Here is a 25766-nt window from a genome sequence, read left to right on the forward strand (position 1 = left end):
GGTTATGCTGAACAATTTGTCCAAAAATTCGGATTAAATTTGCAATCTACCCTTTACGAAAATTCAAACCAGCATATTTATTAACCGCGCTAAACACTAATCGTTTACGAGGATAAAAGCGACCGGATGTCACGATTTAATTCGTAACATCCGTTTTTTTAATTGACGTTGATACCAGCCTAAAATGGCTAATACACTTGAATCAAGTTAGACTACAGCTACATACTTGTATTATCAGTAAAAAATGCGAAAAGACGACTCACTGAGTTTCTCAGTAAGCCGTCTTCCGATGAGTAATCTTGAAAATTGTTATTTAGTTAAAATTCAGCATTCCCCGGTGTCCGTGGATAAGGGATCACGTCGCGGATGTTTTCCATCCCGGTGACATACATCAATAACCGTTCAAAGCCAATCCCGAAACCAGAATGTGGCGTTTCACCATATTTCCGGAGTTCCAAATACCATTCGTATTCTTCAGGTGGCAAGTTGTAGTCTTTGATCTTTTGCGCTAATTGGGCCTGACGTTCTTCACGTTGGCTCCCACCAATCAATTCACCAATTTGTGGCACTAACATGTCAACGGCTGCCACGGTCTTGCCGTCGCCGTTATCACGCATGTAAAAGGCTTTGATGGCCTTGGGATAGTCAGTGATAAACGTTGGGCGGTTGTAGACTTGTTCGCACAAGTAACGTTCATGTTCCGCTTGTAAGTCCAAGCCCCATGAAACGGGCACGTCAAATTTAACGGGCGCTTTTTCGAGTTCTTCGATAGCTTCCGTATAAGTAATCCGCGCAAACTTTTCGTTGATCGTTTGATGTAACCGATCCAACAAGTTTTCATCAACGGCCCCGTTCAAGAAGTCCAATTCGTCTTTAGCATGGTCTAATAAATAGCTAACCACGTATTTCAACAATTCTTCAGAAGTGACGATAATATCGTCTAAGTCGGCGAAAGCCATTTCTGGTTCAATCATCCAAAATTCGGACGCATGCCGGGATGTATGCGAGTTTTCAGCCCGGAACGCTGGCCCAAACGTGTAAACGTTACGTAAAGCTAACGCAAAGGCTTCCACTGGTAATTGGCCACTAACGGTTAAGTTCGTTTCTTTTTTGAAGAAGTCTTCGTGGTCGTCAACTTTACCTTCATCGTTTTTAGGCAAGTTGTTCATGTCTAACGTCGTCACCCGGAACATTTCACCGGCACCTTCACTATCACTACTAGTGATAATTGGCGTGTTAACATACGTGAAGCCATGTTCTTGCAAATATTGATGAATGGCAAAGGCAGCTAATGAACGAATCCGGAAAACTGCGTAGAAAGTGTTGGTCCGAGGACGTAAATGGGCCATCGTCCGTAAGTATTCATACGAATGCTTTTTCTTTTGTAAGGGGTAATCATTGTCCGAAGCCCCTTCAACTTCAATCGCCGTCGCATGAATTTCTAATGGTTGCTTGGCATCCGGCGTGTACGCCACCGTCCCAGTTACTTTGATAGTCGTACTGATCGGTAACTTCGTCATTTCGGCATAGTTGTCCATGTCGCTCATCATGACGATTTGGGCATGCTTCATTGCTGAACCATCGCTCAATTCGATGAACCCAACCCGTTTGGACCCCCGCACTGTTTTAACCCAACCGTGTAAAGTCACGATTTCGTCTTCAGCAAAATGCTTATCACTAAACAAATCTTTTACTAAAACTTCTGTCATAAAAAAACTCTCCTTCCAAATATGTCACGATAACGTCAAAAAAAGACCCATCATCCCTGTTAAACAGGGACGAAAGGTCTTTCCGCGGTACCACCCAAATTGTTTTTAATTTAAAAACCAACTTTAATAAGCGTACTAACATACGCTCCGCATGATAACGTGTCGGTTACGGCTTGACCTACTCTCTAAATTTCAGCCAGCAGCAGCAACGGGGTTCTCCCCACCAGACGATGTACTAAGCTCTCACTACCCTTAGCTCGCTGACCACTCATACTTGGCTAGGCCCTATCCGTTGCTATCGTTTTTAAGTTTATTTGACTATTGCCAGATTATCACAAAACCGTGTTAGTGACAATACTTTCCCGGCCACCAACCTCAAAAAGCCATCCTAATATGACTCAAAATAACTATTTTGATGGCTAGTTCCCGCCGACCTCCTTAATGAGACCGGCATTAAAAACGGCTCACCAAAATATTGAGTGCGCCGTTTTTGATAATCAATTTAATTTTCAGTCCGCGCTGGGCGAATCCGTTTGCCCCAATATTGGAAATAGTCCGTCCGCAACGCCCCGTTATATAACTTACGACGCTTCGTCGCTTTTTGACCAAAGTAATCTTCAAACTCTAAGTCACTCGTTAAGATATACTTACTCCAACTTGGCAATTTGCCGTAGACTTGGCCCATTTGACGATATAAAATCCGGACACTATCGCGATCACTCAGCCGTTCCCCATAAGGCGGGTTGGCCACGATGACCCCGTTGACTTTTTCAGTCGTAAAGTCTTTAACCGCTAATTGTTTGAAATGAATATCATGTAATAAACCGGCTTCACGGGCATTCAACTTCGCAATATCAATCATTTTGCCGTCGATATCGTAGCCAGTGATGTCTAATTCCGTATCATAATCGGCTTGACTGTCGGCTTCGTCGCGCAATTCCTGACTCAAACCGGCGGGCACCCAATCCCATTTTTCACAGGCAAAGGCGCGGTTAAAACCAGGGGCAATATTGCGCGCTAATAAGGCGGCTTCAATCGGAATCGTTCCAGAACCACACACGGGATCAACGAACGGATTGTCGGGATACCATTTCGCTAACATAATTAGGGCAGCAGCCATATTTTCCTTTAACGGCGCGCCCCCTTTTTCAAGTCGGTAACCTCGTTTGAACAAACTGCTGCCAGTGGTATCGAGTGTCAACATGACTTTATCTTTGTTGATAGCAACTTCTAATGGGAATAAGGCCCCAGTTTCAGGCAAATGCCCATTACGATGGTAAGTTGCAGCTAATTGATTAACAATCGCTTTTTTAACGATGGATTGCACGTCTGGAACACTGTGTAACTTCGAGTTGCGCGATTTCCCTTCCACGGGGAATTCGGCATCCATTGGTAACAATTGGTCCCATGGTAACGCCATGGTCTTTTCAAATAATTCGTCAAAAGTGTAGGCATTAAATTCGCCGACGATAATTTTTACCCGGTCAGCTGTTCGCAACCATAAATTTGTCCGAATGACATCTTTGATGGTCCCATTGAAACGCACCCGCCCATTTTCAACTTGCGTTTGGTAGCCTAAATCACGTAATTCGCGACCAACTAAGGCTTCGATACCGGCCGCACAAGTGGCGATTAATCTGAATTCTTGCATATTTTCCTCCTAGGATTGATGAAAAAAATAACTTTTGATTTTTATAGCAAAACTCACGACAGAACGGAAAAGTTAGCAGTTAAATTTAACTTGCTGAAACGCGTTCCGCAAAGCTGGTAACTCCGGTGGCTACGCTAGTCACCAAATGCTAAAACCGCATTAGGCGCCTAGCTAGGCCATCCTCATTACCAACCCGCTTTGCTGCACGCTCTAAAAAAAACGAGGACAAAAGCGAACTTTTGTCCTCGTCTCCTGTCTAAATGTAAATTCCTGTAGGCCATGTTTTGTACCATATCAAAGCACAGGTGTCTGTTGATATGGCGGTAATCATCTATCTCGAGATCACAAGGATCTCCCCCCACATTTAGTTCATTTCCAGATGTGAAGCGCCCCTACCAAAAGTTTGGGTTGCCCGCTCGAGGGGTTTACCGCGTTCCAACTTATTCGTTTCCAAATAAGTATCGTCACTGTGGCACTTTTCAGGAATACTCGGGCATAGCCGAAGCCTTAGCCGTTTTTCCCGCCGTCACCGATTAAAAATCGGTGCCCCAGCTTATTTTTTCACCGAGCACGAACACTACAAGCATCGCAGCTTGTGCGAGCATGGACCTTCCTCAGCCGACATAAGCCGACCGCGATTACCCAGAATTTACACCGAATCACCCTTTAAAGACGATGTGATTTGTTTTGATTATTATCTAATTGTGCACCAAACACGTGGCGTTCCAAGTTAGATAAACGTTTCAGAATATCCATATTCGTCACCGTGCTAGTTGGTTGTGAAGATGGACTCGTTGCACCAACAGCGACTTGCTTCGTGAGTTCGTCGACCTTGGCCCGCAACCGTTCGTTTTCATCTGAAAGTTGTTGGTTATCTTTATTAAATGACTCATAGTCCTTAATGACATTATCTAAGAACCCGTCCACGTCTGCAGGATCATAACCCCGCATCTTAGGTTTGAATTCTTTTTGAAGGATGTCTTTGGGAGTAAAATTACGGTTAGCCATATTAAAAAACACCTCATTGTTTTTCGCGCGATACCGATACGGCATCCGCATTACTTAAAACATTGTAGCAGACTTTATTCAAAATTAAAACCATTATTCTGTTTTTCTGCATATTCGTTGGCACTTTCTTGTAACCAATCGAAGTCAATTAGGGTCAACGGGTATGGATGACCCTCCGCAAATGACCGAATCAAATCGTAGTCATACGTTGGCTTCCCCGGGTTATCTGGATCATACACCAAAGTGGCCGCATCGGTATGCGTCACCATAAATTCTTGATAATTTTTTAATTGTTGGGGATTCGAATAGGCTTCCTTGCTGACCGGTGCATGAAAATCAACTTTCGCCAACAAAGTTTGTAATTTAGCCTGATTATTTTCGTTCCAGCGGCCCCCAAACTCACCATAAGGTAACATCATCGCAATTTTGAGCTCAGGATAAGCTGTTTTTAATTCCAGCGCAACTTCGGCCGTCCACTGCTCAATGCCGAGCTGGCCCCCGGTAATGACCCAGTCAACACCATCTTCGATTTGGGTCGTTAAGTAATTTGTTAATGCATATTTAATCACTTTTAATTTATCATCTTGATCACCAAAAACGTTTAATTCATAGCTTCGGTAACCAGATAGCCACAAACGACTCATTAAAAAAATCCCCTTTCTTCCTATATTTGCGGACAAAACGTCACAGATATTTCACATTACTGCGGTTAATGGTAAAATATTACATTATTAGGAGGTTGATAATGTGACGATTCGTTATCCAAACGGCAAAGCCTATCGCCAACCGACGCATCATAACACGTCCCCATCCAAGTTCGCCAATGTTAATTTTGGTGATCGTGGGATGAGCTTGGAAGAAGAACTTAACGACAGCAATACCTTTTATCTCGAAAATGATATCGCAGTTATTCATAAAAAGCCAACGCCGATTCAAATCGTCAAAGTTGACTATCCAAGCCGGAGCGCGGCCGTTATTAAAGAAGCTTATTTTAAACAGGCTTCTACGACGGACTACAATGGCGTTTACCGTGGAAAATACTTAGATTTTGAGGCCAAAGAGACTAAAAGCAAGACCGCCTTTCCCCTCAAAAACTTCCATGAACATCAAATTGAGCACATGCGTAAATGTATGGCTCAAGCCGGGATTTGTTTTGTCATTATTCGGTTCGCCGTTTTGGATCGCTTATTTTTGTTGAAAGCTTCCGACTTATTTACTTATTGGGATCGCCAAACTAGCGGTGGTCGCAAGTCGATTCCACTGACGGATATCGAAAAATTAGCTGCGGAGCTGCACTATCAAATCAACCCCTTAATCCCTTATTTGGATGCGGTTGATCAGATTATTGGGTAAGAACAAGTAATAAAGGAGAACATCATGGCAGGTAACAATGAACAAAATTCACGCGTAGCACGTAAAAAAACTACGCCGAAGCCCCCTAAGAAACATTGGTTTCGACGAATCGTTTTAGGATTGCTCGCGTTCTTCGTAATTGCCGCACTCGCGGGGGTCGGGTTATTTTTCTACTACGCCCAAAGCTCCCCCACCATTACGGAAAGTAGTTTAAAGAGTGAAAACGCAACTCGGGTTTACGATAAAGACGGTAAGTTAATCGCTAACTTGGGTAGCGCCAATCGGCAATACGTGACATCCAAACAAATCCCCGCAACGTTAAAGAGCGCGGTCGTTTCCATCGAAGACCGGCGCTTCTATCAACATAACGGGGTCGATTGGTACCGGATTGTCGGCGCCGCCCTTGGTAACTTGAAAGGGAGTTCCTTAGGGATGCAAGGTGGGAGTACGCTGACGATGCAACTGATCAAACTGTCGGCGTTTTCGACCAAGTCTTCTGATCGAACGTTTAAGGTTAAAGCGCAAGAAGCTTGGCTCGCCTTAAATGTTGAAAAACATTTCAGCAAATCCCAAATTCTCGAATACTACATTAACAAAGTTTATATGGGTAATGGGATTTACGGGATGGGCACCGCTGCCCATTACTACTATGGTAAGTCTTTGAAGGAACTGAACTTATCAGAGTTAGCGTTATTAGCCGGGATGCCACAATCACCGACTTACTATAACCCTTATCAATATCCATCATACGCAACCAGTCGTCGGAATACCGTTTTACAAGCGATGTATGACAACAAGGCGATTACCAAAGCCCAAATGACTGCGGCTGAAAAAGTCAGCGTCAAAACTGGTTTGGCAACTAGTCATGCCAGTGTCACTGCTCAAGCTAAGAAACATAAAGTCATCGATGCTTATCTCAAAGAAGTTATTGCTGACTTAAAGGCTAAAGGTTACGATCCTAACACCGATGGCTTAAAGGTTTACACTAACTTAAATATGTCCGCTCAAAAACGGTTATATGCCATTGCTAATACGTCGAAATACGTTTCCTACCCAACTGGCAAAGCCCAAACATTCCAGCTGGGGGTCTCAGTGGTTGATTCGTATACCGGTAAAGTATCCGCGATGCTTGGTGGTCGTAAAACTGGAAATGTCACTTATGGGTTAAACCGGGCGACCCAAGCTAATCGTTCCAATGCTTCTACCATGAAACCAATTTTAGATTACGGGCCAGCAATTGAATATTTAAGTTGGCCAACTTACCATACGGTTGAAGATACCAAGTACAAATATCCGGGAACTAATATTTCGGTTAATGACTTCGATAATAATACGTTGGGCAGTATGACGATGCGTTCGGCCCTCGTTCAATCGCGGAATATCCCCGCCGTTAAGACTTTAGAAGCGGTTGGGATTAGTCGGGCCAAGACTTTTGCCAATAATTTAGGTATGGGTCTCAAGACGGTTCACTACGCTAACGCGATTGGCGCTGAAGTTTCTACCTTGCAAGTGGCCGGTGCTTACGCTGCCTTTGCCAATGGTGGGACTTACCATAAACCATACTACATTAACAAGATTGTTACCCAAGATAACAAGACGACCACCTATTCTAGCGCCGGTAAACGGGTTATGAAGAAGTCCACCGCCTACATGATTACTGATATGCTCAAAGGTGTTATCAATAGTGCCAGTGGGACGGGGACAACCGCTAAGATTAGTGGCGTCTATCAGGCCGGTAAAACCGGGACCGATGGGTATCCAAGTGACTTCAAGAGTAAAGTGCCTTCTGATGCTGACCAAGATTCTTGGATGGCCGGTTATACGAAGAACTACTCGGTTTCCGTTTGGACTGGTTATGATCAACCGATGGCTAAAGATGGTTATATCGATGATAGTACGGCCAAAATTTCACAAGATATCTATCGTGAAATGATGACTTACTTGCAAGAATACTCCCCTAACTCTGATTGGACGAAACCAAGCACCGTTGGGACGGTCGAAAAAAACAACATCCGCGAACTTTACGTGGTCGGCCATGTCTTCTCGTCGTCATCTAGTTCTAGCAGTTCAACGAGTAGCGCTGCTAGTTCAAGTTCCGAAGCCGCTAGCTCAAGTTCACACGAAAGCAGTTCGAGTTCTGAAGCTAGCTCCAGTAGCGAATCTAGTTCAGAATCTTCTTCTAAATCGAGTTCTAGTGAATCATCTGAATCCAGCAGCAGTGAAGCTGCCAGTTCAAGTGAAGAAGCGAGTTCTAGCTCCGAAGCCGCTAGTTCAAGTTCTGAAGCCGCTTCATCAAGTGCGGCTAGTTCCGAGGCAGCCCAGGATAACAATGCTGGCCAATAAAACCGCAATTGACATCAAAACATTCTAAGATTAGCTCTGTAAGATCAAATGGTCTTACAGAGCTTTTTTGCTACTATATAGTAGCGATTTCCGGTCAACAGTAGTTCCAGCTAAATTACGACTATCATTCAGACACGACTAAAAAGCCACCACTAGCGTAAAATTGCTAGTCGCGGCTTTTTGGTCGTATTGTTTAACTAATAATTGTCATTATCCCGGAAGCAAATTAAAGTGTGAACAACGACATTTTTTGATTAGCGTTCTAAGCTGAACTCAAAAGCAATCAGGCGACCGTTCTTTGGCGCTAGCTAGTCCCCTTAACGTACTGGAAGACGCTGTTCAAAGACTTCTATCTTAACCTATTTTGCTATTTGATTCACTTTTGTGTGGTGTCCTCGCCTAGTTTAAACAGCGGAATTTTCGGCCCCGCATTGGCCCCTGTTTGTTTGCGTTGGGCACTTGGTGCGGCATTCAAACGGTTCTCGATGCCCCGCTGACGATCTGCTTCAATCTGTGCAGGTGTCGTTAAATTACGTTTTTGCCAGTTCAATAAAATTCGGTCCATATAATTCAAGTTATACACTTGCCGTAAGACGGCTTCACGCAACGCTAATTCAATAATTTCCGGCGCATAATGGTCTTCATCGAACCATTTACTGATGCTTTGCATCTCCATGGGCGTTAGTGGTCGGCCAAATTCGGTCTCAATCGCCTTAAAAACGCGTTCACGGGGATTTTCACCCGTTGAAGGGGTAACACTGCCCCCCGCACTGTTCGTGACGTTAGACGGCGTTTCAGTTGGATGCTGCTTTAAAGCCACGGCTAACTTATCGTAGAGACCGTCAAAATTATACCGGTCATGAATTTTTTGATCAGCCGCCGTAATCGACTCAATCGTCAATAATTTTTTGGCCAACATCTCATGTAAGCGCTGAAAGACCGAATTACTCGACTCGCCTAAACTTTCAGCGACGACCCCGGCATCTGGAAATTGGTCGCCTTGGTCCATCAACCGTTTAAATTGTAAGTATACAAGTAATTCATCATTCGTTAAGCCGACCTCGCGATAATGCATCAATAACGCATTAGCAATCGTCGTTTGACCGTCATTAATGAGGGCGTGTGCTAGTGGTTCCATATAAGAAGCTCCTTGATTTAAGATTTGATATTAAAAGGCGTGAGGCCTGGGCCTCACGCCTTTTGAGTACATTTTTAATTATTCAACTGGTGCCGCAATTTTTTGATCAATAAATTGCTTTAAGCGCCGATAGGCTTCCGTTAATGAAGCCATATCGGTTGCATAGCTTAAGCGGATATGGCCGGGTAAGCCAAACGCTTCGCCGGGCACGAGACCCACATGGGCTTCCGCCAACACCGCCGTCACAAAGGCCGTTGCATCAGGATAACCAGTTAGGCGTAATGCTTCGGTGACATCCGGGAATAAATAAAAGGCCCCGGCTGGTTTACCACCAGGCATCTTGAACCCTGGCAAGCCTTCAATTAGTGGATATAAGGTATTCAAGCGTTCTTCAAAGCCTTGCCGCATCGTTTCAACGGAGGTTTGGTCCCCACTAAATGCTTCAATCGCAGCATATTGGGACACTGCCGCAGGATTGCTAGCCGCGTGCCCTAATACGACACCCATCTTGGCAATAATCGCTTTAGGACCGGCCGCATAGCCAATCCGCCAGCCGGTCATGGAATAAGCTTTGGAGACCCCGTTGATTAACACCACGTGGTCCATGTTTTCCGCGGCTAATTCGAGAACAGACGTGAACTGGTTGCCATTATATAATAACTTCTCGTAAATTTCGTCGGCGATAATTAAAATATCATGTTGCACCGCCCAATTCACGATGGCGGTGAGTTCCGCACGACTGAATACTAACCCGGATGGATTTTGCGGTGAATTCAAAACTAACGCCTTGGTCTTTGGCGTCCGTTGTGCTTCCAAATCGGCCACCGTAAAGCGCAATTGCCGATCAGTTCCGACCTCCACGGGTTCACCATTGGCTAACTTAACTTGTTCGGAATAACTGACCCAATATGGAACCGGTAGCAACACTTCATCGCCGGGATTCAAAATCACTTGGAACAATGTGAATAATGCCATCTTTGCACCATCGGTCACAACGATTTGACTCGGATCAAAATGGTAACCGTGATCCGCTTCGATACGTTGACTAATCGCTTGTTTCAAAGCCGGCAAACCGGTAGCTGGGGTATAAAAACTAGCTGAACCATCATTAATACTGGCAATTGCGGCTTGTTTAATATTATCCGGGGTCTGGTAATCAGGTTCACCGATGCCTAAATTAATCACATCGACCCCATCGGCAATCATTTGTTTCGCCTGCGCACTAATTTTTAACGTGGCTGATGGTTGGATTTGCATGACTTTTTGCGATAACTCCATATGTCGGAACTCCTTTTTTAGATATTGATAATCGACTTAACTTGACTACCATCTGAATATTTCAACACTTCATAACAAAGGTTTTTATTTTTATTCAAATAAGTAATCTCCCAAACAACTTCACCGTTATATTGACCTAACGTGGCTTTAATCACTTTGCTAGGGTTCCGTTTGGCCCAAACCTTTTTCAGAGCCTTGGTCCGGGTAATCCCCGCTGATTGTTTAACCACGGTCGTTTTGTGATGTTTATTCGTATTGATTAAAGCATAGACCGGGACATTTTTACTAGAAGTCCCCGTAACGACGTAATAGTCTTGCGTGCCATTATATTGAGAAAAGCCCGTGGTTGTTTTCAGCTTTGCTTTACTAGTTGCTAAACTATAAGCCGTCTTTTGTGCACTGTGCATCGGTCGTTGTGCCGCCCACAGTGTCCCGTAAACGCCGATAATGATTACTAAAATAACAAGTAAAATAATCATGATTAAGCGTTCGGGCCGTCTTCTACGTTGAACTCTCATATTATTTTCCTGATCCTTTCAAAAAACAGATAGCTTAATTATAGCAAATTCCGCCGATTGCGGAATGCCTTCTTAGTTAGTTTTGAAAAAACTTTGAAGTTCATGCGTGATTTTACTCAAAGAACCCGTGACCGGCGGCATGGATTTCGGCAACGCCTTTAAAATCGTTTGGCCGTAACGTTTCGTAACTAACCGATCATCCAAAATAATTGCCGCGCCCCGGTCTTGGTCGGTCCGAATCAAACGACCGATTCCTTGCCGCAATTTCAAGGCCGCTTTCGGTAAGGCTTCATTATAAAATGGATTCTCTTTCGCTTGACGTAATTGTTGGTAACGGGCCTTGGTCGTCGTTTGGTCGGGTGATTCAAACGGCAATTGCGTAATGATCAATAATTCCAATTGATCTTGTGGTAAATCAATGCCTTCCCAGAAGCTCGCCGCGCCTAACAAGATCGCATTATCCCCTTGCATGAAGCGCCGCAACAACTTCTCACGACTCCCATTGACACCTTGGGCCAATAGTTCCCGGTCCGCACTTAAATCGGTCTGATGCAAACTATAAAAGACCGCTTCAATCATATTTAAAGAATTAAATAAGATTAACGTTTGCTTGGGGGCGGCCGTCACAATTTCGTTAATCGCCCGGGTCAAATAGGCGACCCGCTGCTTGCCACTCGGTTGTTCCGGGCCCGTTGCGTCATCTGCAATTAACAACCGCGCCTGCTTTTCCAAATCAAACGGTGTCGACAAGCGGTGATGTTCCACTTTTTTAGCATCCAGGTCTAATTGACTGTAAACATATTGCGATTTGCCAGTTGAAAATAACGTTGCGCCCGTTAATAACGGCGCACTGAAATACGGATATAGTCGTTCTTTGAAGTAACCTTTCGTATCAATCAAACTCCCCGACAAAGTTAAACTGCCCCGATCATGCCACTGATTCAAGGTAATCCAAAAGACGCGTTGTTCGCGGGTCGCGGGCATTAACCATAGTCGTAACAAGTCATACCCTTGACGCAAGTCTTGCATCCGATTGTAAAAATCATCGAGGACATGTTGTTCCGTTGGCAGAATCTCACTTTGGTCATGCTGGTATTGTTCATTTAACTGCTGAAATTGTAAGAAACAATTCTCAATCGCCGTTTGTAACTGTTTAACTAAGCTATTGTGGAGCGCAAAAAATGACGTAATGGCTTCCGTGGTCACCGTGATTTCGACGGGTTGACTGCCACCTTTTTGTTGCGGCACAAATTCGCGCGCTAATGCGGCTTGGAACTGTTGCAAATGTAAATCAGTATCGCGTAACGAATTATCTAACAATTTCAACCGATAGTCGGCTTGCGGCTGTTCCGCGAACAAGGCGCGCAGATTCAAGCCATGTTCTTGGTCGATGCGACTCGTCAAACTATGGACGGCCGCCATGTAAAAGTTAAAGTCAAACCGTTGCCGCGACTCTCTTAGTACACCATCGGCTAAGTGTTGCGCTTCATCTAAGACTAGCAGCGGCCGTTGTTGGCGGCTTCCTAATTGAGCGACATGCTGCATTAAATAAGCATGATTCGTAATAATAAAGGTCGCCTGGGCGGTCAATTCATCACGGTACCGTAAGAAGTCATCCTTGAAAAATGGGTCGTCAGCTTTTAATGAAGCGACACCATGATGCGCAATCTCCGTAAAGTACGGCGCTTGATACGTCGTCAGATGGAGTTCGTCTAAATCACCCGTCGTCGTCATCGTCAGCCACACGAGCACCCGTAATTTTAATAATTGGGTCTGCTTGGAATGTTCGTGCAACGTCAAGCCTCGCGCAAAGCGGTCTAAATCCACATAATGTTGATTACCTTTGATAACGACCGCCGTGACCGGTTCAGGCAACAACGCGTTCAGTAACTGGATGCCTTGATCATGCAATTGCGTTTGTAAGACCGTCGTCGCCGTACTAACGACCACTTGTTGGTCACGATTGGCCAAATAGGCTAACGGTAACAAATACCCGAGCGTCTTCCCCGTACCCGTCGGTGCTTCAATCAACAACGGGTTAGTTTGCGTTTCGGCCTTCGAATAGTGCCGATAAATTTGATTCATCATCCGCGCTTGTTGTGGCCGATACGTTAAGTCATCGCCAAATAAATGCACTTTTTGTGATTTAGTCAACGGATAGCGCGGGTGTTTACGCCCTTCAGCTTGCTGCGGCAACGTTTTTTTGCGTAATGCGATCCCATTACGCACCATCAAGTCTTTCGGTAACCGACTCGGATGCTTTTTACCTTGTTGTAAAGCTAACGCAAATAATTCCGCGGTTTCACGCGGCAGCTCTGGCGTTAACGCCACCATCTGTTGCAACGTAATTAATGGCAACTGCGCCAACCGTTGTTGTAAAAAGATAAACAAGTGGGCCGTCGCCACCGCATCGCTATCCGCGGCATGCGGATGTTGATGTTGGATATTCAACAGGCGGCTCAAGTCGCGTAGTCGGAAACTAGCCGATGTCGGTAGTAAAATCTGACTTAACGAGACCGTATCAACGGCTTGGATCGGTAATTCTGGATAACCCACCCGTTGTAATTCCGCGTTAATAAACGGCAAATCAAAATTGACGTTATGCGCGACAAAAACAGTTCCTTGTAACAAGCTGTAGATGGTCCCTGCTAAATCGTCAAAAGGTGGTGCTTTACGGACGCGTGCATTACTAATACCCGTTAAATTTTCGATAACCGGTGGTACCGTGGTTAACGGATTAACATCGGCAGCAAAAGTATTAATTATTTTATTGTTTTTGACGAACGCACAGCCAATCTGGATAATACGATCGCCATCCTTAACACTAGTACCAGTCGTTTCAATATCAACGACGGCATAGGTCGTGTTTGGTTTCATGGTCATTGCCCCAAATTCAGTGATTAAGATTTTAAGACGTTACCAGTGAACAAGGTTCTTTCTTGAAGTTGGTTATTGCCGCAGTTGGCTGACCGTAATGCCATCGTTTTGGGAGCGTTCCAAGCCTGAGAAACGGTCTTGGACCTCGCTTTTGAGCCTGCAAAGCAAGTCTCAAAAGGCGTCCGTGATGCAAACGGCCAAAAAGCACCCGTTAACGCCACTTTCAGGACGATTCCATTATGGTCAGCCAACTACTAATCTCAGCTCAACTTCAAAATCAAATTAAGTATATGAAATTTTGGCTGAATATTTTCGATGGCAGTTAATCTAATCAAAAATAACCTACTTTAAGAAAAAACCGCGAACAACACTGGTGCCGTTACGAGTAGTTCAACAAAAGTTTATTCACGACAATATTCGTGAACACCAGCCGTAACCGGTCTTTAGTTAACCGATTACGCCTGATACAACTTTAGGCTTATTCGGGTTAAATTATAGCATAGAGTCGTTAACATTTAAGGCGTCACGAACGGCCGCGCTAAATTAGGCGTTCAGTTTCACAGCAACTAACTCTCACACTTTTCTAATTTTCTCTAAATTTTATCATACTAACCAACTAATGCCTAACAGAATCAGCGACTAATTAACTTTAACTTCTAATGTGAGACCTTGTCGCAACTGTAGATTGTTCATTCACATGAGCTAATCACACCCGAGCATGGTAAAAACCGCCATAATACGGTATTATTACCTTATTATTAATCCATTGTAGAAAGGCAGCGACACGATTGAAAAATCTAGCTACCGGCACTAGTCATGCCAAAATTATTCTAATTGGCGAGCACGGCGTCGTTTATGGTCAACCCGCGATTGCCCTGCCAATTTCCACGATTCAAATGCAAGCCGTCATTCACCGCCGTGAAACGGCGCAAACGGTTAAAAGCCGCTACTTTAATGGTGATTATCAAACCATGACCGCTAACTTAGGGGGCATTCAATCCCTAATTAAAACGTTATTAGCGCGCTTCGATGCCCCGGACCAAGGTTTTGATATTCATATTACGAGTGATATTCCGTCTGAACGCGGGATGGGTTCGTCGGCGGCCGCGGCCGTGGCGGTCACGCGCGCCTTTTATGATTTCTTTGAACAACCTTTGTCACACCAAACCTTACTCAAGACCGCCAACATCGCCGAAAGCTATACGCATGGGCAACCGAGTGGCTTAGACGTAGCTACCGCCAGTGCCACGTCACCGGTCTGGTTCGTCAAAGGCCGTGAAAACTACCCGATTCCGGTGAAGTTACCGGGTTATTTAGTGATTGCCGATACCGGCATTAAGAGTCAGACCAAAGTGGCGGTCGCCACGGTCAAAAACTTGTTAATGGTCGAAGGCGCAACGATTCAAACGCGCATCGACGACCTCGGCCACCTGTCTCGTCAAACGCGCACCGCGTTAGCCGATGGTAATCTGACCGCCTTAGCTAGTGCTATCAATCAAGCTCAAGACGATTTACGGTCATTAGGGGTCAGTCATCCGGCGCTGGAACAATTATTAGCCGTTGCGCGTCAAAACGGCGCGGTCGCCGCTAAATTAACAGGTAGTGGTCAAGGCGGCTGCATGATTGCCGTCGTTCCAGAAGCCGAGATCGCCAATACGCTGTCACAAAAATTGTCAGCGGCTGGCGCGACGGCCACTTGGATTGAACCACTTTTGAATGATTAACTTTGGAGGAACTTCATGACAAAAACTGTGACCGCAAAAGCGCACACTAATATTGCGCTGGTTAAATATTGGGGCAAAAAAGATGCCAACTTGATGTTGCCACAAAATGGCAGTATCTCCTTGACCTTAGATCATTTTTACACCCAAACGAGCGTCAGTTTTGACCAACCGGGTGCCACCGACCAAATTTATTTTGATGATCAGTTGATGCCTGCTGAAAAAGCCGACCGCATCATTAAATTTTTAGACTTAGTTCGGGCGCAAAGCGGTCTAACCGCGACAGCGACCGTTAAGACTTGGAACCACGTCCCAACTTCCGCCGGCTTAGCATCATCCGCTTCTGGTTTTGCCGCCTTAGCCGGCGCTGCTAGTCGTGCGTCCGGCTTAAACTTGGATGACCGGGCTTTGAGTCGCCTCGCCCGTCGCGGGTCCGGTTCCGCCACTCGTTCAATTTTTGGTGGCTTTGTCGAATGGCACGCCGGTCACGACGATGCTAGTTCATATGCCGAGCCCCTGCAAGATCCCGTTGACTGGGACATTCAAATGATTGCTGTGGTGCTTAAAGCGACCCAGAAACCAATTAGTTCGACTGCGGGGATGGCGCGCGTCGTGGCAACCTCACCGTATTATCCGGCTTGGGTCACGACCGCGAATCAAGACTTAGTCCGCATGCGTCAAGCGATTGCCGATCGAGATTTTAATCAACTTGGACAGATTGCTGAAACTAATGCGATGCGCATGCACGCGTTGAATCTAAGCGCCGAACCCGCTTTTAATTACTTCAACGCCGATACCCTGACGGCGATTCAAACCGTTGAAAACTTGCGTGCAGACGGGATAAACTGTTATTATACTTTGGATGCCGGTCCCAACGTTAAGATTATTTGTCAAAGTCACGATACGACCGCAATTAAAACTGCATTACAAGCTCATTTTAAGGCCGAACAACTCATCGTGGCACAACCGGGACCCGGCATGACAATTACTGAAAATAATTAAGTTTTAACTTGTTGTGGGTAGTTTGAGACTGCCCTATGAAAGGACATGATGGCATGATTACGGTGAAAGCACCTGGAAAACTCTACATTGCGGGGGAATATGCCGTGGTAGAGCGTGGGTTTCCCGCCATTATCGTCGCCCTCGATCAATTCGTCACGGCCACGATTGCACCAAGCGAAACGGTTGGAAGTATCGTTTCAAAACAATATCAAGAAAATTCAATCGTTTGGCGGCGCCAAGGTGATGCGATGGTGTTCGATAACCGCGATAATCCATTCCACTACATCTTGTCAGCGATTAGCTTAACTGAAACTTATGCCCATGAAGCTGGCCGCGAATTAGGCGTTTATCATCTCGGAATTAACAGCGAGCTCGACAGCGCTGATGGTAAAAAATACGGCTTAGGCTCATCCGCCGCCGTAACCGTGGCGACGGTGAAAGCTTTATGCCAGTTTTATCAATTACCAATGGATAAAAGTAAGCTCTTCAAATTAGCCGCCATCGCCCACTTATCCGTCCAAGGAAATGGCTCTTTAGGTGATATCGCCGCCAGCGTCTATGGTGGCTGGATTGCTTACCACTCCTTTGACCGTCAGTGGTTGCAATCCCAACGGCAAAAGTCAACTTTAAGTGATTTGTTAGCGATGGATTGGCCGGACTTACAAATTGAGTTGCTCACCCCGCCGAGTGATTTACGCTTGGTCATTGGCTGGACGGGTTCACCGGCTTCGACTTCCCATCTCGTCGATAAGGTCGCTATGAGCAAAGCCAAGGAACGCCATGAATACCAAACTTTCTTGCATGAAAGCAAAGATTGTCTAAAACGGATGATTGCCGGCTTCCATGCTAATGATTTAGCCGCGATTCAAGCCGAATTGCGGCACAACCGGCGCTTACTGCAAGGGTTGAGTGCTTTCAGTCATGTGACGATCGAAACGCCGATTTTGAAAAAAATGATTACCATTGCCGAAGCCGCTGGTGCCGCTGCGAAAACATCGGGGGCCGGCGGTGGTGACTGTGGCATCGTCCTCATTGACCGTGCCATCAATCCGCAGGCCATGTTACAACAATGGGCCCACGAAGGGATCGAACGTTTAAACTTAAAAGTGCATAACGTTGATGATGCTCCCCTCTCACAAGCTTAAAAATAACTAACCGCGGGGAATTGATTAATCAGTTTCCCGCGGTTTATTCATGATTTGGAGGTGGCGTTATGCCACAAAGTCAACAATCACATCGTAAAGATGAACACGTCTCGCTCGCCGAAAAGTATTATCACACCGACGCCCGCAATACGTTCGACCAAGTGCGAATTCGCCACGATGCTTTACCCGAAATTGCCGTCGCTGATATTAGTTTAGCGACCCGCGTTGGCCAGTGGGATTGGACTTCCCCACTTTATATTGAAGCCATGACCGGGGGCTCTATTCAAACTGGGGCCCTCAATGCCCGGCTTGGCAAAATTGCGGCCGCTTGTCACTTGCCCATGGCGACCGGCTCACAAAGTGTCGCCATTAAAGACCCCAGCTTAGCGCCCACTTTTGCGACTGCGCGGACCGAAAACCCTGAAGGCCTCATTTTTGGTAACCTAGGAGCGGGGCATTCCCTTGCAGCGGCACAAACCGCGATTGAGATGTTAAAAGCTGATGCCTTAGAATTACACTTAAACGTGGTTCAAGAAATTGTGATGCCGGAAGGTGACCGCGATTTCAATTGGCTCGCTAACATTCAAAAAATTACTGCGGCACTACCGGTTCCAGTGATTGCGAAAGAAGTCGGCTTCGGTATTTCCCGGCCGACCATGGACCAACTATTTGCGGCCGGGGTCACGTATATCGACCTTGGCGGCCACGACGGTACTAACTTTGTTGATATTGAAAATCGGCGACGACCCTTACGCGATATGGATTACTTGCATGATTTCGGCTTATCGACGGTCGAATCCTTGTTAGCCGTCCAAGGTCATCCGCGTTCCGTCACGATTTTAGCGGCGGGCGGGATTCGCAACCCCTTAGACGTCTTAAAAGCGCTGATGCTCGGCGCCGATGCGGTGGGGATTGCCGGCGTGGTGTTACATGCCTTACTCCATCATACCGATGAAGAAGTCATTGCGATGTTGAATGCTTGGCAAGACCAATTACAACGTTTGATGGCCTTAGTCGGTTGTGCAACCGTTCGAGAATTGCGCAACCAGGCCGACCGCTTGATTTTTTCACCAGCTTTGCTCGCATATCAAGATACCTTATCGTAACTTTTGATGATACCAAATAGGACCCCTGCACATCATTGCGCCCGGGGCCCTATTTTTTTAACTTTAAATTCAACCTGAACATTGCGATAAGTTGGCAAGAGCCACTAATTTGAACCAATATTCAGAAACTATCCAAACTAAACGTCCACATAAGTCAACTGAACAGCTAACCCGTTACACTAGAACTATCCAATAAGACGAGGGGGCTAGCTCATGTTAATTTGTCAAAACTGCGGGCAAGTCATTAAAAAGTGGGATAAGGCTTATTTTTTGCTCGAAGTTCCACCCCGCTCACTCACCGAAATTCGCAACTTTTTAGCCACGAATTCTGTGGTTTATTGTCCGAACTGCGTACAAGTTTTACGCCATCCTACCGTGGTTTAATATCGTTGTCGCTTGCTAGCAGCGGATGCCAAAAAGGCGCTACCTACTTAGGAAGCGCCTTTTTGTAACCACCATTTACCTAGTTGCTAATAGCAATAATCAATCATATCAGTGAATTAAGTAATATCGCATTTCTGATTATAGTACCGTATTGTCATCGGTAGCCAAAAACCGTAACCCTTTCGGAAAGAAGTTCTTAACGGTCCGACCAACGACTTTACCGAAACCAACTGGTAACTCGTCACAGGTTAAGACCGTAAAACCAGCCGCACCGGTTTGTGTTAATTGGAACGTTTCCCCGTGCACGTATTTTTCCCACTGATCGTGATCAATGGCCAGTTTTGGTAAGGCCAAGTCATCACTCGCCAATGCCAGCGCATAGCTTGGCTCGAAGCGATTCTTTTTGAATGTCCCGAGCTGAATGCCGGCGCGAAAAATTTTCAGCTTCCGCGTAACGGGCATTGCGACCGGAATGCCATATAAATTATCCCCGTGAGCTTGTAAGACTAACGGTGGTAACGCTAAATGCTGTTGATCACTAAATTTAGCCCATAGCTTCCGTTGTAGCGGCGTCAATTCATCACGCACTGGCTTGGCCGGCTTAACGGCCGTGGTGCCGTGATAGACGAGTTTAGCAATAAAGTGCCCTTCGCCACGCATCAAATGTGGAAATAAGCGCGCCGCTTTCGCTAATTCTGGATTGCCATCCGCCCATTGTGGTTTGGCATCCACGATACCGGCCGTCTTGGCGATTGGTTCCAATTCGAACTCCGGATAAGTTTGCAACAACCAAGCTATCATCTGTTCATCTTCTTCGGGCGCAAACGTACACGTCGAATAAATCAAATGACCGCCGGGTTTCAACATTTTAACCGTTTCGGTCAAGATTTCACGTTGCCGTGCCGCACATTCGGCCGGATAGTCTGGTGACCAATATTGCATGGCATCAGGATCTTTACGAAACATCCCTTCACCTGAACAGGGGGCATCGACTAAAATGCGGTCAAAGAAACCGGGCAAGGCTTTGGCTAGATGGGCTGGCGTTTCATTGGTGATCACCGTGTTGAGCGCACCGTAGCGTTCAACATTATCACCCAGCGCAGTTACTCGTTTAGGATTAATTTCATTAGTCACTAAGAGTCCAGTTTGTTTTAAATAGCTCAGCAAATGGGTCGTCTTACCGCCGGGCGCGGCACACAAATCCAACACGCGTTCATTTAATTTTGGCCGCGCCACTTCACCGACCGTCATGGCACTGGGTTCTTGGCTATATACCGCTCCGGCCAAATGCTCCAAACTATTCCCGTTGACCTTCCCATAGTAGCCAATTTGACTGTATGGGACCGCATCCGTCATTTTAGCGGTCATCGCGGGCGTCGTGGCTTTCAGCGGATTGACCCGGAAGCCTTTTTCGACGGGTTCATCAAAAGCGGCAAAAAAGGCCGGCGCTTCGTCACCTAATAATTTTTTATATTTAGTGATAAATTCTGCTGGTAGCTGCAATTAATCTCACTCCTCATTAAAATCATTCCTTGACTAGATTACCATACTTCCGCCAGTTAGCGGTCCGCTTAGTTCGCTTTCTGAAAGAAATTGTGCTAAATTGTAAGGACTAAGCACATTTTAGACAACTGAGGTGACCATTCTCATGGAACGTAAATTAATTGCCTTAGATTTGGACGGTACCACCTTAAATGCCGCCTCCAAACTTAATTCGGCAACCATTCAAACCATGCAACGATTACAAGCAGCCGGCCACGTGGTTAGCATCATCACCGGCCGCTCTTATCAAGGCTCACAAGCCATTTATGATGAATTAACCCTAACGAGTCCCATGATCAACTTCAATGGTTCATTAGGCCATTTGCCCCATCAAGAATGGGATAACGAGTATCAATTTACCTTAAACAAGGCCATCGTCTTAGCCTTGGTCAAGTATCGCGAACAACTGGGTATTAATGAGATTATTGCCGAAAATAAAAATAGCACCATGACGGCTGGTCAAGATATCATTGCGGGCCAATTCTTCCCAGAAATTGCCAATAGTCCGCGTTTAACGCCCCAAACGCTTACCCGTAACCCGAACTCCCTCGTCCTACTCGTTCAGCTAGACCGCCGTTCAGCCATCATTGACTGGATTGAAAGTCGCTTTGGTGACCAAGTGGACGTTGGCGTCTGGGGTGGCCCTAACGCCATTTTAGAAATCACTTCTAAAGGGGTCCACAAAGCTAAGGGCGTCGCGTACTTAGCCGATTATTTTCAAATCGACCGGGAAAACATTATTGCCTTTGGTGACGAACATAACGACCTCGAAATGTTACAATACGCGGGACTCGGCGTGGCCATGCAAAATGGGACCGCGCCGATTAAAGCCGCCGCTGACGATGTCACGACTTATGATAACGACCAAAACGGGGTGCCCCGGTATTTGAGCGACTACTTTGATTTAGCTGAATAGCCTTGCTCAATACCGGTTATTTCGGATAGTAAACCAATAAAATCCCCACCATCATTTTAGCGGTCATTCGTCCTATAATGCGATTATTAAATCGGATTGGGAGTGATGGTGATGCGGTTACATCATCCAGTAGATTTTTATAAACTTGGTCGTTTTTGGATTGGGGCCCTCTTCATTTGGGTCGCCATTGTCGGCTTCCCACACACATTAGTCACCGCTGGCGATGTTTTTGCGTACGGTTTAATTTTTATCGTGGCGGTCGCCGCGGTTGTGAGTTCATTTTTTGAAAGCAACCGACAACCAAAATCATAATAAAAAGCTCTGCCGACCACGCCGATGTGCGTTCGTTGGCAGAGCTTATTTTAATTATTATCATTTATTACGGTCGGCCAACGCCAGCCCTCATTTCGAAAAATGTTTTGCCCGCCACCAGCACCAGCCACCGATAATCAGACTGGCAATAACGATTGCTAAGCGAATCGTATTAACATGTGTTTGGTTCGTCGTTAAGCTTGGCGCTCGTAGAACAATCGCCATGGCCGGCGTCGCCAGTAACTGAATAAATATTACCAAACTAGCAACCCAAATGACCAACCACCGCCACGGGTGTTTGGCCTTAGGCGCCAGCCAATCAAAGTTAACGACGACAACTTTGTGCTTTTTCATGCTGCCACCTTCCGACTTTTATTCAGGTCAAGTTTACCCGCGCAGTCGTGACGGCGTCATTTTAAAATATTTATTCAGTAATCTTATTTATTAACTTAAACGCTGTGGCTGAAAGTAATCATTGTCGGCGTTAAGATTGCCGGTTGCGGGACTTCATCGGGATCAGTAACGGTAATAGCCGCGGGGACATTTTGATAAAAGTACTGCCAAGCTTGATTAGGCGACACTAATACGCGGGCCATTTGATTCGCATGTGGGGCAAAATGGTACCACCGTCCGGCCCCAATCGGCACGTTTGCTTGCCGTTGATGCGCATGAAAGAAATGCGGTTGGGCAATGACCGGCGCGGGTAGAAATATATCAGTCCCCAAATCTGGAGCGGTAATTTGAACATTGGCCGACATCGCTGAACCTCCTTCAATATTGTTACTCATACATATTTTAAGCTATCAAACACTTATATTTCAAGCCCTATTCATGAATCAAACAACGGATATACAGACTTGATAGCGATTACAACGGATACTTCAGTCGCCATCGCCGAGTTGAAGACGCCAAAGAGGACGTCACGCAACTTAATGCCGTGACGCCCTTTTTGGCAACGCATCTAACCAAAGCAGCTATAATATAAAACTATTTATGAGTAGTTGCTTGTGGTTTAGGTTTTGGTCGAGGCTTGGGTTTTGCCTTAGCTTTCCCTCTACCTGCTGGTTGTTTTTTTTCTAACTTTTTAACTTCTGTTTGTAATTGGTCAACTTTAGTGGTTAACGTATCAATCTTAGCTAACAATAACGTGATGTCCATTTGATTTTCATCATCAGTATCCTCAATGTTTTGGCTCGCTTGGTTGGTGAAGAAATCGGTAATGGTTGACGTTAACAACCCAATAAACCCAATCCCACCAAACATCAAGGCGACGGCAATGACTTTCCCAACCGCGGTTTTCGGCGTGTCATCACCATAACCAACGGTCGTCGCAGTCGTAATGGCCCACCACAGCGAGTCAGATAAACTTTGATGTTCAAATACTGAAAACAGTAAAGCGCTTAAAACGATAATCGCGATACTGATTGAAAACAAATAAATGAAACCCGTACTATAAATAAAACGATGAAAATCGTGCGTCCATTTGCCGTCTAATCCTAATCGCCAAAATAAATGATGATATTGAATCATCCGCATCAAGCGACCAAGTCGAAATAGTGCAAAGACTGGATGCATGGGGATAATCCCCATCAAATCAAAGGCGGACTGAATTAGAAAAGTTTTCCGATCATGCGCAGTGGCTAAGCGCACGAAGTAGTCGATGGCAAAAAACGCCAATAACACTTGTCCAATGACGCTTTCCGTATGCCAGTCCCCAATATGAAAGGTCATCCCAATCACGTTGGCAACCGATATTAGTGTCAGGCCAGTGACCACGAGATGATAAAATGCCACTAAGCGTTGTTGTCTTTGAGTCCCCATATGATCAAACTCCTAGATGTAAACTAGATATAAATCAACTTATAATAATAGTCCACTTTTCCAGAATAAACCATAACTAATTTCAAAATATAAAAGTCTTAAGCTTTTTATTATAGCCAGGTCCCGACGACGAATAAAACTGGATACAAAATAAAGAATAACGAGGCGCTCTTGATGGTCGCCATAAACGTTTTGCGTTTATCTTGGACTTTAAAGAACGGTCGCATCCCCAACCACATAATTGGTAATAACAAAACGGCTAAACTCGTAATTGCTGGGGCTAATTGTAACCACCAATTAACTAACGGCCATAAGCTCCCGATAATCAAGAACGCTTGAATTAGCTTAACGGAACCGCCTTTACCTAAGTAGTAAGCTAAGGTATAACGATGATTTAAAATATCCTCATCCCGGTCGGCGGTGTTATTAGCCAATTGAATCGTAAAGAAAATTAACGTGAGTGGTAAGCACAATAAGAACGTCACCCCGACGGTCGACCATGTCAGCGGCTGGACCCCATAAGTTGAAACAACGACGCAAGTTAATTGAATCAAAAATGCAATCGACAACGCCACGACCGTTTCACACCAAGGCGTGGCGTTAATCGGATGTGGTCCCGCCGTATAAAAGATTCCGATGATGTAACCGATTAGTCCGAGTAATAAGACCAACCACCCGGTCCGCAACACCAGAATTATTCCTGGAATAAGGGAAATTGCATATAACAATAGTGCTAATTGGCCGACCCCTTTTACGGGTAACTGCAACCGGCCAATTGGATTCGTTTTCTGCGCGTAGCCAGCCCGGTCATGGGCGTGTAAATAATCATAATAATTATCAGAAACGTTGACGGCCAAATCAAAAATGAAGACCGCCACTAAACACAGGCCCACGTTCAGCCAATTCACCACCCCTAAATGATATTGCGCAATCGCAACGCCTAAAACAAACCACATAATATTCAACGGTGCCATATAAATTTCGGTCAGCTCATAAAACACCGACCAGTTTAACCATTTTCGCATCGACAGACCCCCACAATTTATTGTTTCAATCGTACCCGATTTAATTTTGCTTGGCTATTAATTTGAACTTATTTTATATAATCGCGTAACGCCCCACTAGGCTTGCAATGCAAACGTCCGATATGGAATCCGGACTTGCTTGTAATCTGCTAACAGTTGCAGATGGTGAGCCTTAGCGACATAGCGCGGCAACAACGCGACACCACGGCCTTGTTCGACCAGCGCAATGATACTATTCCAAGAATCGACGGCCAACGTAGCGGCTTCTGGCACCGTGGCTAACGTTTGTCGCCGGAACGGACAATGCGTATCGCTATTAATCAGATACGGCCGGTCATTTAGCCAACCGTCATCCGAAACAAATGCCGATGTCAGCCAGTTTCGCTTCATTTCAGCGTAGGCCGGATGATGAAAATCAGCATACGTAATAATTAGCGGCGTCGCAGCTTCTGCGAGCGTAGCAATGGCAGTTGAAGATTTAATTTGAAAGTCATAATCTTTTAAGTCAAAGCGTTGTTGCTCGACCACTAAATAGTTGAACAGCAACTCTGAAATGACGACCTTTTTACGCGCACTGGTATCATGCAATCGGGCCGTCAAATTGGCAGTCGCAGCTAAGACTTGTTGCGCATACGCATAGGTCAATTCACCTGCTTTGGTGGGTTGCAAGCCTTGAAAGCTGCGACGAAATAATTGCGTTTGTAATTCGTTTTCCAAGGCTTGCAACCGGGCGGTAATATTAGATTGTGAGTATTGCATGGTCTGCGCCGTTTTATTAATCGAGCGCAGTTCATATAACTTCGTATAAATTTTTAAATCTTGAGTTTGCATTAGCTTCACCTAGTTATCGTTATTTGTGATAACCATATCACGATTGGCGCATAGGCAGCAAGCATTTACGCGCTTATACTTGAGTC

The 25766-nt window shown here is 45.5% G+C and carries 22 protein-coding genes and 1 other RNA gene; 8 read left to right on the forward strand and 15 right to left on the reverse strand.

The features are described from left to right. Positions 1–317 precede the first annotated feature (317 nt). The 5 genes from asnS to DY78_RS07150 form a co-directional block, all read right to left on the reverse strand. Positions 318–1709: an asparagine--tRNA ligase gene (gene asnS, locus DY78_RS07135; RefSeq protein WP_024626148.1), complete on the reverse strand. Its 1392-nt coding sequence runs from the start codon at positions 1707–1709 to the stop codon at positions 318–320. 502 nt (positions 1710–2211) lie between these two features. Continuing rightward, positions 2212–3360: a THUMP domain-containing class I SAM-dependent RNA methyltransferase gene (locus DY78_RS07140; protein WP_024626149.1), complete on the reverse strand. Its 1149-nt coding sequence runs from the start codon at positions 3358–3360 to the stop codon at positions 2212–2214. A 268-nt stretch (positions 3361–3628) separates the two neighbouring features. Then, positions 3629–4010, reverse strand: an RNA gene (rnpB, locus tag DY78_RS15765) — RNase P RNA component class B. A 16-nt stretch (positions 4011–4026) separates the two neighbouring features. Beyond that, entirely contained in the window at positions 4027–4368 is a 342-nt protein-coding gene (gpsB, locus tag DY78_RS07145; protein ID WP_024626150.1) for a cell division regulator GpsB, read from the reverse strand. Positions 4369–4442: 74 nt separating this feature from the next. Further along, positions 4443–5012: an SLOG family protein gene (locus DY78_RS07150; RefSeq protein ID WP_024626151.1), complete on the reverse strand. Its 570-nt coding sequence runs from the start codon at positions 5010–5012 to the stop codon at positions 4443–4445. Between the two features lie 103 nt (positions 5013–5115). Between DY78_RS07150 and recU the strand changes: the two genes are divergently transcribed. Next, positions 5116–5721, forward strand: a complete 606-nt coding sequence (gene recU / locus DY78_RS07155) for a Holliday junction resolvase RecU (RefSeq protein WP_024626152.1) — start codon at positions 5116–5118, stop codon at positions 5719–5721. Positions 5722–5745: 24 nt separating this feature from the next. Then, positions 5746–8064 carry a transglycosylase domain-containing protein gene (locus DY78_RS07160; RefSeq protein ID WP_024626153.1) on the forward strand — a complete coding sequence of 773 codons (2319 nt, stop codon included), beginning with the start codon at positions 5746–5748 and terminating at the stop codon, positions 8062–8064. 376 nt (positions 8065–8440) lie between these two features. Here DY78_RS07160 and DY78_RS07165 read toward each other — a convergent pair whose 3' ends face one another. From DY78_RS07165 to DY78_RS07180, 4 genes are all read right to left on the reverse strand, one after another. Then, positions 8441–9202 (reverse strand): DnaD domain-containing protein, encoded by a 762-nt coding sequence (locus DY78_RS07165; RefSeq protein ID WP_024626154.1) that lies wholly within the window; start codon positions 9200–9202, stop codon positions 8441–8443. Between the two features lie 78 nt (positions 9203–9280). Next, entirely contained in the window at positions 9281–10480 is a 1200-nt protein-coding gene (locus DY78_RS07170; protein ID WP_024626155.1) for a pyridoxal phosphate-dependent aminotransferase, read from the reverse strand. A 17-nt stretch (positions 10481–10497) separates the two neighbouring features. Next, positions 10498–10998: a cell wall elongation regulator TseB-like domain-containing protein gene (locus DY78_RS07175; RefSeq protein WP_024626156.1), complete on the reverse strand. Its 501-nt coding sequence runs from the start codon at positions 10996–10998 to the stop codon at positions 10498–10500. 72 nt (positions 10999–11070) lie between these two features. Beyond that, positions 11071–13875: a helicase C-terminal domain-containing protein gene (locus tag DY78_RS07180; RefSeq protein WP_024626157.1), complete on the reverse strand. Its 2805-nt coding sequence runs from the start codon at positions 13873–13875 to the stop codon at positions 11071–11073. Positions 13876–14663: 788 nt separating this feature from the next. Between DY78_RS07180 and mvk the strand changes: the two genes are divergently transcribed. The 4 genes from mvk (at position 14664) to fni (ending at position 18849) form a co-directional block, all read left to right on the forward strand. After that, positions 14664–15599, forward strand: coding sequence for a mevalonate kinase (mvk, locus tag DY78_RS07185; protein WP_024626158.1), 936 nt, complete (start codon positions 14664–14666; stop codon positions 15597–15599). 15 nt (positions 15600–15614) lie between these two features. After that, complete coding sequence (gene mvaD / locus DY78_RS07190) at positions 15615–16598, forward strand: diphosphomevalonate decarboxylase (RefSeq protein ID WP_024626159.1); 984 nt, start codon at positions 15615–15617, stop codon at positions 16596–16598. A 53-nt stretch (positions 16599–16651) separates the two neighbouring features. Next, positions 16652–17743: a phosphomevalonate kinase gene (locus DY78_RS07195; RefSeq protein ID WP_024626160.1), complete on the forward strand. Its 1092-nt coding sequence runs from the start codon at positions 16652–16654 to the stop codon at positions 17741–17743. Positions 17744–17811: 68 nt separating this feature from the next. Then, the gene (gene fni, locus DY78_RS07200; protein WP_024626161.1) at positions 17812–18849 is read left to right on the forward strand and encodes a type 2 isopentenyl-diphosphate Delta-isomerase; all 1038 of its coding nucleotides are present in this window, start codon (positions 17812–17814) and stop codon (positions 18847–18849) included. A gap of 522 nt (positions 18850–19371) precedes the next feature. Here the strand turns inward: fni and DY78_RS07205 are convergent. Beyond that, complete coding sequence (locus DY78_RS07205) at positions 19372–20736, reverse strand: RsmB/NOP family class I SAM-dependent RNA methyltransferase (RefSeq protein WP_024626162.1); 1365 nt, start codon at positions 20734–20736, stop codon at positions 19372–19374. Between the two features lie 145 nt (positions 20737–20881). On the opposite strand from DY78_RS07205, the gene DY78_RS07210 reads away from it, so the two are divergent. Together DY78_RS07210 and DY78_RS07215 are read left to right on the forward strand one after the other, a co-directional pair. Beyond that, the gene (locus DY78_RS07210) at positions 20882–21691 is read left to right on the forward strand and encodes a Cof-type HAD-IIB family hydrolase (protein WP_024626163.1); all 810 of its coding nucleotides are present in this window, start codon (positions 20882–20884) and stop codon (positions 21689–21691) included. Positions 21692–21802: 111 nt separating this feature from the next. After that, a complete protein-coding gene (locus tag DY78_RS07215; RefSeq protein WP_024626164.1) occupies positions 21803–22003 on the forward strand; it encodes a hypothetical protein in 201 nt (66 codons plus the stop codon). 90 nt (positions 22004–22093) lie between these two features. Here DY78_RS07215 and DY78_RS07220 read toward each other — a convergent pair whose 3' ends face one another. From DY78_RS07220 to DY78_RS07240, 5 genes are all read right to left on the reverse strand, one after another. Next, positions 22094–22357 (reverse strand): hypothetical protein, encoded by a 264-nt coding sequence (locus tag DY78_RS07220; protein WP_024626165.1) that lies wholly within the window; start codon positions 22355–22357, stop codon positions 22094–22096. 95 nt (positions 22358–22452) lie between these two features. Continuing rightward, the gene (locus DY78_RS07225; protein WP_024626166.1) at positions 22453–22761 is read right to left on the reverse strand and encodes a hypothetical protein; all 309 of its coding nucleotides are present in this window, start codon (positions 22759–22761) and stop codon (positions 22453–22455) included. Positions 22762–22990: 229 nt separating this feature from the next. Continuing rightward, positions 22991–23824 carry a potassium channel family protein gene (locus DY78_RS07230; protein WP_024626167.1) on the reverse strand — a complete coding sequence of 278 codons (834 nt, stop codon included), beginning with the start codon at positions 23822–23824 and terminating at the stop codon, positions 22991–22993. Positions 23825–23934: 110 nt separating this feature from the next. Beyond that, the gene (locus DY78_RS07235; RefSeq protein ID WP_024626168.1) at positions 23935–24849 is read right to left on the reverse strand and encodes a prenyltransferase; all 915 of its coding nucleotides are present in this window, start codon (positions 24847–24849) and stop codon (positions 23935–23937) included. A gap of 96 nt (positions 24850–24945) precedes the next feature. After that, complete coding sequence (locus tag DY78_RS07240; RefSeq protein WP_024626169.1) at positions 24946–25680, reverse strand: LysR family transcriptional regulator; 735 nt, start codon at positions 25678–25680, stop codon at positions 24946–24948. Positions 25681–25766 lie beyond the last annotated feature (86 nt).

It is taken from the genome of Lactiplantibacillus fabifermentans DSM 21115, assembly GCF_000498955.2.
In the GTDB taxonomy this organism is placed as follows: Bacteria; Bacillota; Bacilli; order Lactobacillales; family Lactobacillaceae; genus Lactiplantibacillus; species Lactiplantibacillus fabifermentans.